At 59.8% G+C, this 17,077-nt stretch carries 14 protein-coding genes; all 14 read right to left on the bottom strand.

What is annotated here, in order from left to right; translation table 11 throughout:
* On the bottom strand, positions 1-1,623 hold a 1,623-nt coding region (gene tadA, locus JJE47_08075; GenBank protein MBK5267379.1), incomplete at its 3' end, for a Flp pilus assembly complex ATPase component TadA.
* Between the two features lie 6 nt (positions 1,624-1,629).
* Positions 1,630-2,676, bottom strand: a complete 1,047-nt coding sequence (locus JJE47_08070; GenBank protein MBK5267378.1) for a DUF4388 domain-containing protein — start codon at positions 2,674-2,676, stop codon at positions 1,630-1,632.
* A gap of 64 nt (positions 2,677-2,740) precedes the next feature.
* Complete coding sequence (locus tag JJE47_08065; protein ID MBK5267377.1) at positions 2,741-3,532, bottom strand: hypothetical protein; 792 nt, start codon at positions 3,530-3,532, stop codon at positions 2,741-2,743.
* On the bottom strand, positions 3,529-4,602 hold the full coding sequence (gene mltG, locus JJE47_08060; protein MBK5267376.1) for an endolytic transglycosylase MltG: 1,074 nt from the start codon (positions 4,600-4,602) through the stop codon (positions 3,529-3,531). The genes JJE47_08065 and mltG overlap by 4 nt, the downstream gene beginning before the upstream one ends.
* Positions 4,589-5,005, bottom strand: a complete 417-nt coding sequence (gene ruvX, locus JJE47_08055; protein ID MBK5267375.1) for a Holliday junction resolvase RuvX — start codon at positions 5,003-5,005, stop codon at positions 4,589-4,591. Before ruvX ends, mltG begins: the two co-directional genes overlap by 14 nt.
* A 16-nt stretch (positions 5,006-5,021) precedes the next feature.
* Positions 5,022-7,649, bottom strand: coding sequence for an alanine--tRNA ligase (alaS, locus tag JJE47_08050; GenBank protein MBK5267374.1), 2,628 nt, complete (start codon positions 7,647-7,649; stop codon positions 5,022-5,024).
* Positions 7,650-7,691: 42 nt separating this feature from the next.
* Positions 7,692-9,026, bottom strand: a complete 1,335-nt coding sequence (locus tag JJE47_08045) for a replication-associated recombination protein A (protein ID MBK5267373.1) — start codon at positions 9,024-9,026, stop codon at positions 7,692-7,694.
* Entirely contained in the window at positions 9,023-10,801 is a 1,779-nt protein-coding gene (aspS, locus tag JJE47_08040; GenBank protein MBK5267372.1) for an aspartate--tRNA ligase, read from the bottom strand. Before aspS ends, JJE47_08045 begins: the two co-directional genes overlap by 4 nt.
* Entirely contained in the window at positions 10,783-11,004 is a 222-nt protein-coding gene (locus JJE47_08035) for a hypothetical protein (protein ID MBK5267371.1), read from the bottom strand. The genes aspS and JJE47_08035 overlap by 19 nt, the downstream gene beginning before the upstream one ends.
* The gene (locus JJE47_08030; protein ID MBK5267370.1) at positions 10,998-12,005 is read right to left on the bottom strand and encodes a histidine--tRNA ligase; all 1,008 of its coding nucleotides are present in this window, start codon (positions 12,003-12,005) and stop codon (positions 10,998-11,000) included. The genes JJE47_08035 and JJE47_08030 overlap by 7 nt, the downstream gene beginning before the upstream one ends.
* Entirely contained in the window at positions 12,002-12,706 is a 705-nt protein-coding gene (locus tag JJE47_08025; protein MBK5267369.1) for an MBL fold metallo-hydrolase, read from the bottom strand. The genes JJE47_08030 and JJE47_08025 overlap by 4 nt, the downstream gene beginning before the upstream one ends.
* 219 nt (positions 12,707-12,925) lie before the next feature.
* Entirely contained in the window at positions 12,926-14,251 is a 1,326-nt protein-coding gene (locus JJE47_08020) for a hypothetical protein (GenBank protein ID MBK5267368.1), read from the bottom strand.
* Positions 14,252-14,263: 12 nt separating this feature from the next.
* Positions 14,264-14,899, bottom strand: a complete 636-nt coding sequence (locus JJE47_08015) for a prepilin-type N-terminal cleavage/methylation domain-containing protein (GenBank protein ID MBK5267367.1) — start codon at positions 14,897-14,899, stop codon at positions 14,264-14,266.
* A gap of 2 nt (positions 14,900-14,901) precedes the next feature.
* Positions 14,902-16,986 carry a prepilin-type N-terminal cleavage/methylation domain-containing protein gene (locus JJE47_08010; protein MBK5267366.1) on the bottom strand — a complete coding sequence of 695 codons (2,085 nt, stop codon included), beginning with the start codon at positions 16,984-16,986 and terminating at the stop codon, positions 14,902-14,904.
* Between the last annotated feature and the right edge of the window lie 91 nt (positions 16,987-17,077).

Raw genomic sequence — 17,077 nt, 5'->3', positions numbered from 1 at the left:
GCCGTCCTGACGAAGCGGGCGCATGCCCTGTTCAACCGCCATTTTCTTAATGGAGTCGGTAGTGGCCTGGTCTACGGCCATTCGCTCGATCTCTTCTGAAACCAGCATAAGTTCATGGAGAGCCAGACGGCCTCGATAGCCGGTGTTGCCACATCGGGCGCACCCCCCCGGCTTGTACAACTCGGGTACCTCGTCTCCAAGTTCATCAAACTGCCACCCGACCCGGGCCAGGGCCTCCTTGGTGGGCTGATACGGCGTCTTGCACTCCACACAGAGGCGGCGAGCGAGGCGTTGTCCTAGAACTGAATCGACGGCGGACCCAACCAGGAACGGTTCGACGCCCATCTCGATCAAACGGCTGATGGCGGCCGGGGCGTCATTCGTATGCATGGTCGACAGGACAAGGTGACCGGTAAGCGCCGACTCGATGGCGATCTCACCGGTCTCCTGGTCACGAATCTCACCAACGAGCATGATGTCGGGGTCCTGGCGCAGGAAAGATCGCAGAGCGGAGGCAAAGGTGAGTCCAGCCTTTTTGTTCACCTGCACCTGGTTGATGCCGGCCAGACGATATTCCACCGGATCTTCAATGGTGACAATGTTGACATCGGGCTGATTGAGAACGTTGAGCGTCGAATACAGGGTGGTCGACTTTCCCGAACCAGTTGGGCCACAACAGAGGATGGTGCCGTAGGCCTTGTTGTACGAGGTGGCATAGCGTTCCAGGGTGTCCGGCTCAAACCCGAGCCCTTCGAGCTCGAGAGTTGCGGTCGTGTTGTCGAGGATACGCATGACGATCTTTTCGCCATAGATCGTCGGTAGGGAGGACACTCGAAGGTCAATCGTTTTGGTTCCTCCGACCCGCAGGCTGATACGACCATCCTGAGGGCGCCGGCGTTCTGCGATGTCCATGTCTGCCATAATCTTGAGGCGGCTCACGACCGCATTGCTGACCGATCGGGGGGTGCGCATGATTTCGTGCAACACACCGTCTACCCGAAAGCGAACCCGTAAGTCCTTGTCGGTTGGTTCAATGTGAAGGTCTGAAGCCCGCTCGGCCGATGCCTTGGCAATGAGCATGTTCACGAGTTTGACGATCGGAGCTTCTTCAGTGGAGGCCTCGACGGCGTTGAGATCCTGGGTCTCCATGTCGTCGTCGCCGAACCCGGCGAAGTCGGTGACAGAATCGTCAAGACCTGCGTTATTGGCAATTGCGTTCTCGACATCGCTGCGGGTGGCGACCTTGGCGAGGACGTCACGACCCGAAATCGCTCTGATATCGTCGATGGCCAACACATTGGCGGGGTCCGACAGGGCCACCACCAGTTTGTTGTCTTCGAATCCAATGGGAATCGCCGCATATCGACGGGCCAGCGCATCCGGAATGAGAGCGGTGGCGGCCGGATCGATCGTGATCTCCTTGAGATCAACGAACTCGACCCCAATGGCCTTGGCGAGGGTACGCACCAGGTCCCGTTCTGAGACGATGTTCTCTTCGACAAGAACTCGACCCAACGGTCGCCCAGTCTCGGCGGCCATGGCCAAACCCTTTTCAAGGAGCTCCTGAGTTAGCAGCCCCTCTTCGAGAAGAAGGCTGGCGAGGTGTCCACTATCACGTGTCATGATGCCCTAGTTGGAGTCCTGCGTCTCGCCGAGTTCCCGAGCCAAAGCGCTCAGTCCGCCGCGGCGACGGCGTAGGTTGGCGGCCCGCTCACTGAGCGTTCCCTCCATGTCATCGTCAGCATCGTAGTCGACGGTGACAATTTCGACGGAGTCGTCGTCTCCGGCGGCCACTTCGCCGATCACTCCCGACAGAACCGACTGGAGCAGATCATCGTCATCGACATCGTCGTCGTATGAGTCCGAATCGACCGAAGGAACCTCATCTTCATACAAGAGGTCACTGCGATTCATCGAGAATGTCCCGGAACCACCAAGGTTCGGCTCGGCGAGCACATCGGTTTCTTGGTAGGTGGGTACGGCCGTGAAACGTTCCTCGGTTACGGTGATGAGTTCCTGACGAACCAGATTGGCCATGGCCTTGGCCACGACGAACTCAGAGGTACCCGTTCGATGAGCAACTTCGGCAATCGTTCCGTGCCCACCAAGCGCGGCCAGCAGCTTCCAGGTATCAACTTTCAACGTGACATCGCTGGCACCTTCCGGCAACGACTGCGCCATCCGCAACCCGAATTTGGTACCAGGAATTACTTCTTCGATGTCAGCCCATTGTTCAGCCCGATGATCGGCCTCGGCAAGACAGATCTCCACGTCGACCATTTCACCGGCGTCATAACGTGGTGCAACATCGTCTCCGAAATCGAACGTGCCACGACCGGGCCGGGAAAGGCGGAATATCACTTCGGTACCCTGCTCGACCAGGAAGTCTCTCAAGTCGGCGGCGGTATGGCCCTCGCTCAGGACCTGCGTGACTGTTTGTTCGCGGCGCTCGACCCGCATCCAGTCATCGGTGTCGACAAATCCTGCGTTCAACAGATCGGACCGGAGATCATCGTCGCGACGCGTCGTGGCATACACGAGTCTCCCGTCGGTGAGATAGATCTTGCCTTCCACTCCGCCTGCTTCGACTCGCAAACAGCCGGTCTTCTGTGATCGTGCCAACATCCGTAGCACTTCACCAAGCGGAATCGACTCGAGGCGTCCCGTCAGCGCCATTTCATGACTCCTTCGTAGTCCTGTTCAACAATCTTCGGCCGATCTGGGCGGCGCCTTGAGAGCTTTACAGGACCTTGCGGGCCGCCTCGGACATGACCGTTGGATCGGGCACTACCCCGGTCCAAATGGTGAAAGCGGCCACGGCTTGACCAAGAAGCATGTCGACACCTGGCGAACACGGGATCCCGAGCTGAAGCGCTCGGGAGACTGCCGGGGTGGGACGATCACCGTAGGGCATGTCTACCAAACCGGCGGCAACTTCGAGCAGTCCAGGCGGAAGGCTTTCGCCTGCCATCCCGACCCGGGTGGCATTGACGACTACCGCGCCCGGTATCGGGGTCTCCCATGCGACAAACCGGGCCGCCGACCCGAGTCGGTCGAGCAGCACCCGGGCCCGATCCTCGTTCCGGGTACTCAGATACACGCGGTGATCGGCATGTGGGCCTTCTTCGACAGCCACGAGGGCAGCCGCGGCCGCACCGCCCGCCCCGAGGATCAACGTCGGCGCGGATATGTTCACCTGCTCGAACGCGTATTTGACTCCGGCCACGTCGGTGTTTTCGGCCACCAGGGAACCGTTTTGATCGATCCACCAGGTATTGGCTGCCCCGATCCTCCCGACAAGACCCGAGCGACGATCGGCGAGTTCCGCTGCGAGATGTTTGTGTGGGGTCGTAATGTTGGCGCCGGTCAGCACGCCGTCGCGCATTTCCCTGGCGGCAACTTGCATGCCGTCCGCATCGACTCGCCGGGCCAGATACTCACCGGGAATACCTGCCGCCGAGAGGGCGGCCGTATGCATGGCAGGAGACCTTGAATGGCTGACCGGATCGCCAAGCACGACCAGAAGCATCACGGAAAGAGGCCTTCGGCCTTCGCCTTATCCTTCCAACCCAAAAACTCGTTGTAATCGGCTGTGAAGCTGTGTGAGCCATCCGCGGCGGTCAGGACGTAGTAGATGTAGTCGGTGACGGGCGGATCGGCAATCGCCTCCAGAGACGCCAACCCGGGCCCTCCGATTGGAGTGGGTGGGAGACCGAGGTTCAGGTAGGTGTTGTACGGGGAGTCGATCTCCAGGTCATTGAGCGTCAGTCCAATCCCCCTGGCATCGAGAGCATACAGCACGGTCGCGTCAATCTGGAGCGGCATACCAACCTCGATCCGATTGACAATAACCGAGGCAACGCTGGGCCGATCAATGTCAACTTTGGTCTCAGCTTCGATGATCGAAGCGGCCACGATCCCTTCGTAGATCGTGAACCCTCGTTCGGTCCACGGTGACCAATTGATCGACCCGACCCTGGTCTCCATCGTGCGCGCCAGCTTACCGAGGATGGCGGCAGCACTCGCGTCAGTCTCAAAGTCGTATGTGTCAGGAAACAACAGGCCCTCCCAGGCCTGAATTGTGGCGAAATCACCATCCAGCAGAGAGCTTTGTACGGCCCCACTCAACAGCGCCTCTTCCAGTTCGCCCTCGGTAAAGGGGGTTTGAGTGGAGATTTCAGTGAGGACCTCACCGATTCGGAGCCCCTCTCGCACGGTGATACGGTAGGACTCAAAGGCTGGTCCGGCCAGCAACACGGCAATCACGTCATCCATGGACATCCCGGTGGTGAGTTCGTACCGTCCGGCCCCGAGTCGTTGCTCGTAGCCGCCATCTTTGACCGCCCGCTCAAACTCTCTGGATGACGCAATGACGTCGGCACCCTGAAGCAGCGACCCGATGGTCCTGGCTGACGCACCGGCCGGAACCTCGACGACCACCGGAACACCCACCGTGGCAGTAGAGGCAACCGTCGTCCCGGAGGAGCCACCGAAGAGTCCTGAGAACATGGCTTTGCCCACCAGGCCAAGCCCGAGTATCGCCACAAGAACGATTACCACGGCCAGCACACTGCGATTACGCGGTTCTTCAAACGATGTCATGGCTCTCTCCTGCGGGTTGAATGTCGAGCCAACGCTGCAGCAGAACCGCCGCCGCCACCTTGTCTACGACCTCTTTTCTCTTTTCCCGCCGTACCCCGGAGTCGATCAGGAACGATTGGGCGGCGGCGGTCGTGAAGCGCTCATCGACCGTTTCGACAGGAAGTCCGGTGATCCCGGCCAGATGATCGGCGAACCCAACGGCCGCCCGGGCCGCCGCGTCGTTTCGGCCCTGCAAGTGGGTCGGCAGGCCAACGACGATACGCTCAACATCGCTTTCGGCCACGATCGACACCACTTCTTTGTCAAACACGCTCGCCTCAACCACCCGAAACGGTTGGGCGGTGATATGTAGTTGATCAGAGAGGGCAACGCCGATTCGGGTTGTTCCGTAATCGACGCCCATGACGCGTCCCAGGGTTCTATACCTCCGTGAGGGTTCGTTCGGCACTTTCCCTGGCTGCTTCGAGCGCCGCCCCCAAGTTACTACCATTCGGCCCACCTGCTTGCGATAACTCGGGGTCCCGGCTACCTCCCCCACCCAGGAAACCTGCTCCGGCCGCAACCAGCTCGGCGGCAGACACTCCCCGATCGACAAGATCTTTTGTCACCAGTCCAACGAGGGCGCCTTTCCCTCCGAAAGCGGATCCGATCAGGACAATGCCGGAGGCAATCCGATCACGAACGGACATCGCAAGGAGGCGCAGCTCGTCTGGTCGCAAGTCCGAGCGCTCGGTGACGACGATGACTGCCTCGCCAATGGCAACCGCTCTGGCAGCCAGTTCGGCTGCATCAGCCGAGCGGGCCTGATCGGCCAGAGCAGCCAGTTGCGACTCGAGCGACTGATTCTTGGCAAGTAACGCCTCGACCCGGGCCGGCACATCGCCTGGCGCGGCCCTGAGCAGAGAACCCGCACTGTCGAGGGCTCGGCGCAATCGGCTCAAATAGGTGTATCCATCATTTCCCGACAGAGCTTCGATCCGACGAACGTTCGAGCCGACCGAAGACTCGGTCGTCAGCACAATCGGGCCAACTTGGCCGGCACTGGGAGTATGGGTTCCGCCGCACAGCTCCTTGGAGAACTCTCCGATACGGACCATCCGGACCGTATCGCCATACTTATCGCCAAAGAAGGCGAGCGCACCCTGGGCTTTCGCCTCGTCCATCGAGGTAACCAATGTCTGAATCTGCGGATTATCGATTATCTGTTCGTTGGTGAGTCGCTCGACTTCGAGGATCTCTTCGTCGGTTAGCGCCGCATGATGGTTGAAGTCGAATCGCAATCGCCCAGGCTCAACCAGCGAACCAGCTTGATGTGCCTGAGCACCGATAACCGTGCGCAACGCAGCGTGCACAAGGTGAGTCCCGGTGTGCGACTTGCGAATCCGTTCCCGGCGCGGGGAATCGATCGCCAGCTCGGCGAGCTGGCCGGTCTGCACAAAGCCGCTGGTCACTTTGCCCCGATGCCCATGAAAACCTTGCACGGCATGCTTGGTATCGGCCACCACCACGACCCCGGTCTCCGTGCGTATCGTGCCGGTGTCTCCGACCTGGCCGCCGCTCTCGGCGTAGAACGGCGTCACATCGAGGAACACCTCGACCGACTGGCCTTGCTCGACTCGCTCCACCTGATCGCCATCTGAAAGCATGGCCAACACGGTCCCGGTACTTGCCTCGACTTCGTAACCAACAAAGGTCGTCGGGCCGATCGCATCGAGTACCGACAGATACATCTGACCCAGGGCGGCCTCGGCACCGCCGGTAAAGGCCGCTTTGGCCCTGGCCCGCTGGGCGGACATTTCGGCGGCGAATCCGTCCTCGTCGACGGTATGGCCTGCTTCGGCGGCGATCTCTTTCGTCATCTCGATGGGGAAACCGAACGTGTCATGCAGTTTGAACGCCACCGGTCCGGGGAACACTCCACCCGGCTCCAAATTGGAGAGCGCCTCGGACATGAGGCTCTGACCCGCTTCCAAGGTGCGACGAAATTGCGTTTCCTCCCGCTCGACCACCGTCAGCAGCAGTTCGCGTTTGTCGACCAGGTTGCGATGCCCTCCGCCCAGCACTTCCACCACAACCTCGATAAGACGAGGCATGATGAGGCCGTCGCCTCCTAGTTGCCAACCGTGCCGAACTGCCCGGCGAAGTACCCGGCGCAATACGTAGCCCCGACCTGCGTTCGACGGTGTTACGCCGTCGCCGACCAGCATCGCCACCGTTCTGGCGTGATCAGCAATGATCTTCAACGAGACATCGATTGTCGGATCGTCGCCGAAGGTTACCGAGCCGTAGGCGGCCGCCTCTTCCAGAATGGGACGCACGGTGTCGATTTCAAAAATCGAACCGGCCTGTTGAAGCACCATCGCAACCCGCTCCAGACCCATACCGGTATCAATGCTCTTGGCCGGGAGGTCGCCCACCACGTGATAGGGCACATCCTGAATATTCTGCATGAAGACCAGGTTCCAGATTTCGACGAACCGGTCTTCGCCCCCACCGATCGGCCCACCGTCGGCACCATATTCGGGGCCTCGATCATAGAAGATCTCAGATGATGGCCCGCACGGACCCGCCACGCCCATTTGCCAGAAGTTGTCCTTACCGCCCCGCTGCAGGCGCTCCGGGTCGATGCCTTCCTGGGTGAGCCAAATTTCGGCGGCTTCGTCGTCGGTCTCATACACGGTGTACCAGAGTCGATCCTCTGGCAATCCGAGAATCGTCGTCACGAATTCGTGGGCCCAGGCAATGGCTTCCGGTTTGAAGTAGTCCCCAAAACTGAAATTTCCGAGCATCTCGAAAAACGAGATGTGACGATCGGTGGAGCCAATGATGTCGATATCGATGGTCCGCACGCACTTCTGGGGTGAGACGGCCCGGTCGAACGGAGGAGCCTCCTCGCCGAGAAAGTACGGCTTGAAGGGCACCATGCCGGCGTTCGTCAGCAGCAATGTCGGGTCGATCGGGATCAACGATGCTGAAGGACGGACAACATGGCCCCGCTCGGCAAAGAAATCTAGAAAAGCTTGGCGAATCTGGTTGCTGGTTTCCATGAAGGCGGCAGCTTAGCTTTCGAGGCGCATTGACCGAATCGGTTATCGGGTTGGCGGCTTGGGGAGTTGGCCGCGGGCCGCCATTCGGGCAGCAATATCGCCCTCAGTCCCCTGAGCGGTCGGCACATACAGTGAGTCCATGCCAATACCTTCTGGCAAATACTGCTGCCGAACATGGTGGTCGGGGTGATCGTGGGGATACGCGTAGGTGGTGCCGTGACCCAACCGGGCCGCCCCGGCGTAGTGGGCATCACGAAGGTGAGGCGGTACTTCGGCTGAAGCATTGCTCGCCACGGCCTGCCTCGCCTTGCCCATGGCGACCGTGACCGAATTCGATTTTGGGGCGGCCGCCAGGTAAATGGCGGCGTGGGATAGGGCAAAGGCAGCTTCTGGCAGGCCGACGACCTGGAGCGCTTGAAAAGCTGCGACGGCGACTTGCAACGCGTGCGAGTCGGCCAGGCCAATATCCTCGGACGCCATGATGATCATCCGGCGGGCCACGAACTCAGGATCTTCCCCGGCGTCGAGCATCGTGTGGAGCCAATACAACGAGGCATCGATGTCGGATCCACGCAAGCTCTTGATGAACGCTGAAACCACGTCGTAGTGGTTGTCACCGTCCTTGTCGTACTGAACGATTCGCCGCCCGAGCGCCTCGGCAATGTCATCCAGGGTGATGACAGCTTGACCACGGCCGGCGGCAACTATGGCCGCGGTCTCCAGCGCATTGAGGGCGAGTCGACCATCTCCGCCGACCCGATCGGCCAATGCATCAAGTGCATCTTCGTCTATTGCAATATCGAGATCGCCTAACCCGTTCGGATCCGTCAATGCCCGTTGGATGAGTCGGGCGATATCGGCAGCCTCCAGACGATGGATCCGGAACAGGGTGCAGCGAGAAAGCAACGGTGAGTTCACCTCGAAGAACGGGTTCTCGGTCGTTGCGCCGACGAGAATCACCGTTCCATCTTCAACTCCGGGAAGCAGGGCGTCTTGCTGTGACTTCGAGAAGCGGTGGATCTCGTCGAGGAACAACACCGTTCGGCGTTCCTCGGTCTCCAGCCGATATCGGGCGGATGCCAGTATGGCTCTGACATCCTTGACGGTGGCCGATGTGGCCGATAGCGGCTCAAAGGTCGCCGAGGATTCAGAGGCAACGAGTCGGGCCAGGGTCGTCTTTCCGGTGCCCGGCGGACCGAATAGGATCATCGATACCGGGCGACCCTGCTCGACCATGGTCCGGAACGCGGCCCCTTCGCCAAGAAGTTGGGCGTGGCCGACCACCTCCGACAAACGTTGCGGTCTCATCCTGGCCGGCAACGGAGCCGCCCGCATCCGGCGCTCGGCCTTTTCGGCTGAAAACAGGTCTTCCATCAGTCCCCGGGGGCTTGTTCTGTCAACCTGGCTTTCACCTCGGGTCGCAGATCAATCCCGAGCTCGCGCAGTTGCACGTCGGTGACTCTGGTCGGCGAGGCGGTGAGCGGATCAATTCCGCGCTGGGTCTTCGGGAACGGAATGACGTCGCGAATCGATTCGCGCTCCAACAGGATGGCGAGCAGTCGGTCAACCCCGACTGCGAAGCCGGCATGAGGAGGGGTGCCGTAACGCAACGCCTTGATGAACCAACCAAAGCGCGATTGGGCTTCTTCGTCTGAAATACCAAGTACTTCAAACACTTTGGCCTGTACGTCGGGGTCGTGGATACGAACGCTCCCGGACCCGAGCTCGGAACCGTTGAGAACGAGATCGTATGCCTGGGCGATCGCCGTCTCCGGGCGTTCCACCATGTCCTCGATACTGACTGGCTGGGTAAAGGGATGATGGGCCGGTGCCAGGCTGCCATCATCATGCACGTCAAATACCGGAAAATCGGTAACCCAGGTGAACGCCAGGTCCTGGTGGCCCTCGGGTTTACCAAGCTGAATCCGGATGGGTCCAAGAACCGCCCCGGCCACTTTGGCCATATCGGCCACCAACAACACGGTGTCGCCCGACTGGGCATCGAACCGTTCCACGAGGCCCGCCAGTTCGGCATCTAAGAGGAATTTGGCAATCGGCGAGCGCCAGGTGCCGTCATCTTCAAGCACGAGCCATGCGAGGCCTTTGGCACCAAGTGCCTGAGCATCCGAGACGAGGCCGTCGAGACCACTCCGTGAAAAGCCGAGTCCCCCGGCGTTGATCCCGCGCACCACGCCCCCAGCTTCGAGTGCTCCACCGAAGCCTTTAAACTCCGTACCGGCGAACACCGAGGACACATCGACGATTTCCATACCGAAACGCAGATCTGGTTTGTCAGATCCGAACCGATCCATCGCCTCGGCATACGTCAGCTTCGGTAGGGGTAGCCGAAGCTCGACCCCCCGCACCGCTTTGACCGCCGCGGCGACGGCTTTCTCGATCATGGCCTGGACATCTGCGGCCGTCCAGAATGACCCTTCAATGTCGAGCTGGGTGAACTCGAGCTGTCGATCGGAACGGAAGTCTTCATCCCGATAACAGCGGGCAATCTGATAATAACGGTCGACCCCTCCGACCATCAGAAGCTGCTTGAACAGCTGGGGAGATTGAGGAAGTGCGTAGAACTCTCCCTGGCGGAGGCGGGATGGTACAAGCATGTCACGCGCCCCTTCGGGAGTTGACGCTATCAGCGTCGGCGTCTCGACTTCGAGAAACCCGGCCTCAGCCATGGTGGTGCGCATGGCATGAACGGCTGCTCCGCGAGCCCGGAGGGCCGCCGCCATCGGCGCTCGACGAAAATCAAGGTAGCGGTACTCGAGTCGAATCAGTTCTTCGGTGTCTGCCCGATCGTCAATCATGAATGGCAGGGGGTCAGAAGCGCTCAGAACCGTCACCGCGGATACACCAACCTCAACGGCCCCGGTAGGCATATCAGGGTTTTCAGTCCCTGCCATGCGGGCCCGCACCTCTCCAACCACTGAAACGCAGTACTCCATGCGGAGTTCATGGGCTGCCGGTATCGCGTCCGGGTCAATCACAACCTGCACGATCCCTTTGACGTCTCTCAGATCCACGAACACGACCCCGCCGTGGTCGCGCCGTTTGGCCACCCAGCCAGCCAGGCGAACGGTATCGCCAATTCGAGCAGCTGAAAGCTCGCCCGCATAATCGGTTCTCAAAGGCTCTGCAGCCATGTCACAATCTCCTCGGATCCAATAACAACTTGTGACCCGTCGTCGAGTCGCTTGGCGACGACCTGGCCAGATTCCCACTCATCGCCAACCACGATGACGGCCAGGGCACCTCGTCGATCAGCCGCTTTGAACTGCGCCTTGAGCGACCGTTGGTCAGGCAGGCCATCGGAGCGAATCCCCGTCGCCCGAAGGGTACTCAGCAGGGCACGCGCCTCCGCCCGGTAGGCGTCGGTGTTACAACGAACGCATCGAGAGCCGGCTCCATGGGGTCAGGCACCGATAGTGCGATCCGATCGACACCCAGGGCCAGTCCGACTCCGGGGACCGGTGGACCGCCCAATAATTCGGCCAGTCCGTCGTAACGACCACCGCCCCCAACCGCCGTCTGCGCGGCGTCAAGCGCAGAACCCACATACTCAAACGCGGTTCGTGTGTAGTAGTCGAGTCCTCGTACCAACCGGGGCTCCATTCGGTACGGCACACCGGCGGAATCAAGTCGGCTCCGAACCTCGAGAAGATGCGTTTGGCAAGCCTCGCATAAATAGTCGATCGGAGACGGAGCGTCGGCGACCACTCGGGCGCAAACCTTGCAGTCGAGCACCCGCATCGGGTTCAGTTCCAGCGTTCTCAGCGAGTCCTGACATAAGAGACCACGCCGTTCTTCCAGCCATGTCCGCAACGCATCTATGTAGGCGGGGCGGCACTCATCATCGCCGAGCGAGTTGAGCTGAACGATGACGTCCGGTACCCCGGTCGCCGCTAGGTACCGATACCCGAGTTCGATCACCTCGGCATCGGCATCGGCGGCATCGGTGCCGAGGTACTCGAGCCCGACCTGGTAGAACTGACGCCGCCGACCTGCCTGGGGCTGTTCGTACCGGAACATCGATCCCGAATAGGCGACTTTCATGACCCCCTGAGCGCCGGCCTGGATAAAAGCGCGCACCACGCCGGCAGTTCCTTCAGGACGTAGCGTGAGCGAGCGACCTTTCTTGTCTTCAAACGTGTACATCTGCTTTTGGACGACTTCAGTCGACTCACCGACCCCCCTGCTGAAGACTTCCGTCGACTCGAACAACGGAACCATGATGAGGTCATACCCGTAGGTCTCGGCCATGGATTCCCAGGTCGAAAGCAAGCGGCGCCACACCCGCGAGTGGGGAGGCAGGATGTCATCGGTGCCTTTGGGGGCGCGCAAGCTCATGGGATCAGTCCTTGCAGGAACGGGTTCGTGCGACGTTCCCGCCCAACGGTAGTAGCTGGTCCGTGGCCAGGAAAAACAACGACTTCGTCGTCGAGCGTCAATACCCTTTGCTTCATACTCTCCATCAACTGCTCAAAGCTGCCGCCCGGTAGATCGGTCCGACCGATCGAACCAGCAAACAGTTGGTCTCCCGAGAGGAGAACTTCCTCATCGGGCACCCGGAAACAAACATGTCCCGGCGTGTGTCCGGGTGTGTGGATCACCTCAACATCTATACCGGCTAGCCGGATTACCTGTCCATGGATGAGGGGCTCGAAATCGGGCACCGGGAGCGGTTCCGCCAATCGGATTCCCATGAGGGTTTGAACCTGTCGGTTGGGGTCCAAGCTCAGGTAGTCGTCATCGGGATGCACGTACGCCTTGATCCCAAAATGGCTGGAGACCTGGCCGGCGGCTCCCCCATGATCAACATGGCCATGGGTAACCAGCAGCGCCACCGGGGCAACATCGAGCGAAGTGACGAGCTCAACGATCGAGTCAATATCCGGAGGAGCATCGACGATGAAACCCGGCCCACCGCGTTCGGGAGCGACCACGTACGTGTTGGTTTGGGCAACCCATAGGGAGCGCGACTCAATGAGCAAAGCGGCCTTCTTGATCGGGAAGGCCGCTTGCGTGCGATCTACGTTGTGATTGGTCATTCCTCGGCCTTCGATGTGAAGGCCAGCAGATTAGCCGGAGGTCTAGGGGGTGCAGTAGGCGGTGATCGGATCCGCCGTTGGTGACACGTCTCGCCAATCCCCTGGCTCAGGTATGAACGCGTCAGCCAGCTGCGGATCGAACTCGAACCCCTGAATCACACCTTCGGCTGGTGGTCGGAAGTGGATCTCAAGTCGGTTCCCGGTCTGGTCCTTGTACCCCTACAAGGCGCCGTAGATCACGGATTGATTCGTCGAGGTGACGATCCCGTTTGAGAACACCAAATGATGCACCTCGCCAGGCACGGACTGGAAATTCTGACCAAGCGTCAAAGTTCCTGCTGGATTCTTCATAACGATGAGGGCAGTCGCAGGATCACCGGTCGGGGTGGAACCGCCTTTGGGAGTTCCTTGAATCTCAAACGAACCATCAACGATCAGCACGAAGTTGTCGGTGAATGTGTCCTGGTGGAAGTTCACGACACTGCCGTCGCCGGCGGCCACCACATGGACGCCTTCGAGATCGTCGCCGTTGGCGGCGAGGTACGTTCGAAATGCATTCAAGTCTGCGTAATACGTGATCGTATAGCCGGTATAGTCACCCGCCTTGAACGTGAAGCTGGGGAGGGCGACATCCGGAACCGGCTGCAAATCATTGGCGCTGGCGATGAGCGTGGCACCCTGGATGTTGGACCCCGCCTTGAGCGCCGCATCTGCGGTCTTGACTTCCCCACCGAGAACCGTCGCCTTCTTGAAATATGATTTCAGATAGGCAGAGATCGCGTTGTCCGAGCGGATCTGAACCGTCGAGCCATACTGGGTCGATGCCGACAAATCGTCGATCCGTCCCTGGACGTGAACTTCCGACTGCACGAACACGTTCGAGCCGTTATTGATGGTCAAGTCTCCGTAGATCGTCAACGTGCCTTGTCCCCGATACGGATCGTCATTCTTGAAAATGTTCGTCTGACTTGAGATGGTGACGTCTTCACCGGAGTACGCATCGCCATAGATCGTCTTGAAGTTTGAGCCGACAACGCCACCTTTGGACGCAAACAAGGCGTTGGTGAAGCCGCCGAGCGGCACCAACTCGACATCGAGCAGAACCTTCTTGGCTACTGCTCCCCGGGCTGTGCGATTGGGCGACCAACCCCAGGCCTCAACGTGATATTTCAGATTGTCGACTTTGGTGACCGCCACCCAATACTCGCCCTGGTTATCGACCGCGCCTTCGACCACGGTGTCCAGTGTTTTGATGTCGCAAGCTCCACCGGCCAAAATACCCGTGGATACGAACCCGACGCTCTGGGCGTCGGTGCGCCAGTTGTCTACGTCATATGTGAGTTGGGCGATCGCTTCCTTGGCGCCCGCTTCGGCAACGTTCAACGATTGCGTGCGATTCCGGTCGAAAGCGACCTGGTCCAACTCATGGACAGCCAGCGAATACCACGTCGCGCCGAGCGCGAATACGATGAACGAAACGGCCAGGGCAGTCACGATACCAATCCCATCTTCATCGGATCTGAGGCGTCGGAACAATGTGCACATGGGTTTCACTTTCTAACAGTTGACTGCATTGGGGGTCCAGATATTGCGACCGGCAACTTCGGTTGATTCCAATCGAGGGCTGATCCGGTCCATGGGGCTACGGTCGACCCAGATGGCGATACGTACGACTTTTCCGTAGCTCGGTGAGGCGGCCGGCAGGCCCGTGTTGTTGATTTCGTTTCGACCCTGATTCTCAAATAGCAATTGGGGTACCCCCAGCTCAAGCGCCATCGCTTCATTCGCCACCGTGTCGTTGACGGTGATGTACGTGAGTCCTCCGTCGCCGGAGCGTTGCAGATCGGTGCTGACCCCATCACCGTCAACGTCGACCAGTCGATAGATCACGTGGCGGGTGGTCTCCGGGGGAATCGGATTCGAGCGCGTGATGAATGAGAGGGTGTTCGACGTATCACCGGGGGCGGGCTCACAGATCGTTTCGGCACCTCGCAGTTCTTTGTCGATCTGCTGGAGAACAAGGCGGATGTCATCATTGCTGCGGGCGGCATTTTCGATGTCTCTGGTTGCATTCAGTGATGACGCCAGGACACTTGAGAACACGACACTTACAATGGTGAGCAGGAAGATGGCGACCATAAGCTCAGTAAGCGTGAGCCCTCGTTCGTCGCTGCGTAGCCGGTCGAGAATCATGATCAGTCCGCCGATGGATCGATGTAGACAGCATTTACCTGGAGCTTCTCGGACTCGTAGTGCAGAGCGAGGTCATAGAGCACGATCCGCCCGCCATCCTGGGCATAATCGCTGGTGGCGCCTGCCGGGACCGCCAGAGGCTTGGGAGCACCGGCGCCGGCAGCCTGCAGCCCGTAGTCAACGACCTGGTAGTTAAGGTCGACCGTGACCATGGGGAGCTTCGTCTCAAACCATGTCCGGGACCGGGCCGCCGCGCCGTCAACCGTCGATGCTGTACACCAACCACGGACGGTTACCGAGCCGGACACCCGGTATTCGAGATAGGGCCGACCCGATGTGCTGATCGTGCTGGTCACCGGGGCGCCACCCCACAACTGCAGGGTGTTTTCGACGTTCGTACCGGTGTCACAATCCGAGCCGTAGTTGGCTCGATAATCGATCGCGGTATTCGTACCATTCGGGTTCACGACGACATATTTTCTGCCGACCGGATCCCACTGTTTGATGATCATTGTTGACATGATCGGGTTCGGCAATGCCACGACCCCTTGGCCGGCCAGAACATTGACCTGGATGTCGGGCATCGTGATAAGCACCCAGCCAAAGAAATCGCCGGTCCCACCGGTATCCGGGTATGCCGTATCGTCGAGAAAGTGCAGGTTCCCCCCGTCGTAATTGTCGAGCGAGGCCGTGATCTGCTGATACCCGTCTATCGGCGTATCGTCGCGATCAACCGTGCCGCCGAACACCATCGCCGAGGTCGCCGAGGTCGGGTTCTCGCGGTGGAACATGTCAAACTTGTACGAGGCGGCACCGAGCGGTGCGAACCCTCCGTATAAGTTGGTTCGCACCCACGGCTCGGTGTACTCGGTAAATCCGACGGCAATTTTGGCCGGAAACTTGGTTGTCGTGGCCAGTTGGGCGAACGGGAACTTGTCGTCCGGTGGCGGTGCGGCCGGGACCGGGTCGACTTCCGTGAACAGGTATCCATTCACCGCATAATCGGTGGTCTCCGTGATCTCGATGTCCTGGCCCACCGCCCCAACATGGTTCAATCGGGCGAGAGGCTGATTGAAGAGGACGCCGGTCGCACCAAATTGGAGGGGAGGCAGCGTGCTGGCGTCATCGTCGGAAATGAACTCGGTCTTGGCCGCCGGCAACGTAAAGATCGTATCGTCGGGGGTTCCAAATAGCCCGTCGGCGCCCTCCCATTGCAGCCGGGAAGAGTCGGTACCGGTAATACGGATGGATGAACCCGACACGAAGTCAGAGGTGGCGCTAACCGTGGCGATAGGGAAATTCACCGAGGCATCAAACTGCTGACGCTCGTTGATCGTCGACCAGAAAAATTCATCACCAACGTAGTCAATCGGAGGCCGGGTGCCGGTGGTGGTCCACAGGTCCCAATCGGTGCCATGGGCGTACGCACCTGGATAGGCTCCGGAACCCGACGGTCCCAACCGCAACGCGCCACCCGCCATCTTCACCGTACCCGAAACGAACGGCTGAGATGGCTCCTGATACTCGGCAACGATGGTTTCGAGGCGGACTTCCTTGCGAAACCCACCCGGTGGAACCCACTGAACGATGGCAGTCAGACGACGGGCGACCTCATCACCGGTAACCGGATTCTCGATAGAGGTCACGAACAGATATCGGTCGAACACGGACTTATCTCGCTGGACTTGTTCATAAAAATTCAGGAACGGGCGGAATGTGTCGGCGTTGGAGAACACGACCTTCTCCCCGCCAAACAAGTACTCGTCGGCGATGCCGTCGTAGACGAGGTCGCCGGCAGTGAACGGATTACCGATGTAGCAGCCGATCTGCTCGGTCGCACAACTATTGCCGCGGGTCGACGTCGCCAAACCCATGTGCTGCCACTCGAGTGCCTGGCCGCGTTCGATGAGCTCAGACGCAAACGCCGAAGCGACGGCCTGCCTGCGAGTTTCAACGATAACCCTGGTACCGGAATCGAAGGTTCGTAGGAGCACCACCATGAGACCAAAGATGATCACAAGCGAAACCATGGCTTCGACGAGGGTGAAGCCTCGTTCGTCATTCGGAACGCGGTGCAGTAAACGCATACGTACCAGGTATCGGTCGGTTGGCCCGTCAACCTTGACCTTTTTCGGGTCCGCGGACGGACCTAACCAACCACTCCCGTCATGACTAGTC

The organism is Acidimicrobiia bacterium (assembly GCA_016650365.1).
GTDB lineage: Bacteria > Actinomycetota > Acidimicrobiia > Spongiisociales > JAENVV01 > JAENVV01.
The sequence above is the reverse complement of the archived record's forward strand: the minus strand, read 5'-3'. Positions and strand labels throughout refer to the sequence as shown.